The following is a 2,018-nucleotide window of genomic DNA, read 5'->3' as shown; positions in this document are numbered from 1 at the left end:
GCCCGCCGGCACACTTCAGAGCGGTTTCTCGAAGATCTTCGAATTACGCTGGAAGTTGTACAGCGAAGCCCGCGCGGCCGGCAGACGGTCGACGCTGATCGGCTCGAAGCCGCGCTCCTGGAACCAGTGCGCGGTGCGTGTGGTGAGCACGATCAGCTTCTTCAACCCCAGCGCCCGGGCACGCTCCTCGATGCGTTCGAGCAGCTCATCGCCGCGACCGCCGTGGCGGTATTCCGGATTGACCGCCAGGCAGGCAAGCTCGCCGGCATCCGAGTCGGAAATCGGATAAAGCGCCGCACAGGCGATGATCAGGCCGTCACGCTCGACGATGCTGAACTGCTCGACCTCGCGCTCCAGCACCTCGCGCGAGCGCCGCACCAGAATGCCCTGCTCCTCCAGCGGCGTGATCAGATCGATCAACCCGCCGACATCCTCGATGGTTGCCTCGCGCAGCTGCTCGAACTGCTCCTGGGTTACCAGCGTGCCGCCGCCATCGCGGGTGAACAGCTCGTTGAGCAACGCACCGTCGTCGGCGTAGCTGACCACATGACTGCGCCGCACGCCGCCGCGACAGGCCTGCGCGGCGGCGTCGAGCAGCTCGGCCTGGTACTGGCTGCCGAGGCGTTCGACATAGGCCGGAATCTGCTGCGGACGCAGCTCACGCACCAGCTTGCCGCTTTCGTCGAGCAAGCCCGGCTCGGCGCCGTAGAGCACCAGCTTGTCGGCCTGCAGATCGATGGCCGCACGCGTGGCGACATCCTCGCAGGCCAGGTTGAAGATCTCGCCAGTCGGCGAATATCCCAGCGGCGACAGCAACACGATGGTGCGCTCGTCCAGCAGCCGGCCGATGCCCTTGCGGTCGATACGCCGTACTTCGCCGGTGTGATGCAGATCGACGCCATCGAGCACGCCGATCGGCCGCGCGGTGACGAAATTGCCACCGGCCACACGCAGTCGCGCGCCCTGCATCGGCGACGCCGCCATATCCATCGACAGCCGCGCCTCGAGGGCGATGCGCAACTGGCCAACCGCGTCGATCACGCACTCCATGGTCGGCGCGTCGGTGACGCGCAGATCGCGATGGAAGCGCGGTTCGATGCCACGGGCGGCTAGGCGCGCCTCGATCTGCGGACGCGAGCCGAATACCAGCACCAGGCGTACACCAAGGCTGTGCAGCAGCACCAGGTCGTGGACGATGTTGGCGAAGTTGGCGTGCTCCAGGCCGTCGCCCGGCAGCATGACGACGAAGGTTCGGTCACGATGCGAGTTGATATAGGGCGAGGAGTCGCGAAGCCAGGTGACGTAGTCGTGCATGTAAAAGCCTTCGTGGCGGGTTCTATTCGTCTGTATTGGAGTCAGTTCGCGGCGGTCTGCGGCTGCAGGCAGTAGTGCTCGATCATCCGACGCAGCAGCTGCACGGTCGGTTCGATGCGATCGAGCTGCAGGTATTCGTCGGGCTGGTGCGCGCAGGCGATGTCGCCGGGCCCCAGCACCAGCGTTTCGCAGCCGAGCTGCTGAAGATAAGGCGCTTCGGTGGCAAACGCCACCGCCTCGGCCTGATGCCCGGTGAGGCGCTCGGCCAGCCGTACCAGTTCGCTTTCCGCCGCCTGCTCGAAGGCTGGCACCGCGGGGAACAGCGGCGCCAGGTCGATTTGCACCTGGTGCTGCTCGGCCAGCGGCTGCAGGCGTTGGCGGATGATCGTTCGCAGCTGCTGCGGGTCCATGCCCGGCAGCGGGCGCAGATCGAACTCCAGCGAACATTGCCCGCAGATGCGGTTGGGGTTGTCGCCGCCATGGATGCAGCCGAAGTTGAGCGTCGGCTTGGGCACGTCGAACAGCGGGTTGTCGTATTCGCCCTGCCACTGGCGGCGCAGCGTCATCATCTCGCCAATCACGCCGTGCATGGCTTCCAGGGCGCTATGACCATAGGCCGGGTTCGACGAATGCCCGCTCTGCCCGAGGATGTCGATGCGCTCCATCATGATGCCCTTGTGCAGGCGCACCGGGCGCAGCCCGGT

At 66.2% G+C, this 2,018-nt stretch carries 2 protein-coding genes; both read right to left on the bottom strand.

All coding sequences use genetic code 11. From position 1 onward, the window contains the following. Positions 1-15 precede the first annotated feature (15 nt). The gene (gene argA / locus LO50_RS21245) at positions 16-1,314 is read right to left on the bottom strand and encodes an amino-acid N-acetyltransferase (RefSeq protein WP_014821979.1); all 1,299 of its coding nucleotides are present in this window, start codon (positions 1,312-1,314) and stop codon (positions 16-18) included. Between the two features lie 41 nt (positions 1,315-1,355). Next, positions 1,356-2,018, bottom strand: a 663-nt coding sequence (locus LO50_RS21240; protein WP_044316275.1) for a M20/M25/M40 family metallo-hydrolase, incomplete at its 5' end; no start/stop codon positions are given.

It is taken from the genome of Stutzerimonas stutzeri, assembly GCF_000935215.1.
Lineage (GTDB): Bacteria > Pseudomonadota > Gammaproteobacteria > Pseudomonadales > Pseudomonadaceae > Stutzerimonas.
This window is presented reverse-complemented; position numbering and strand designations above follow the sequence as displayed.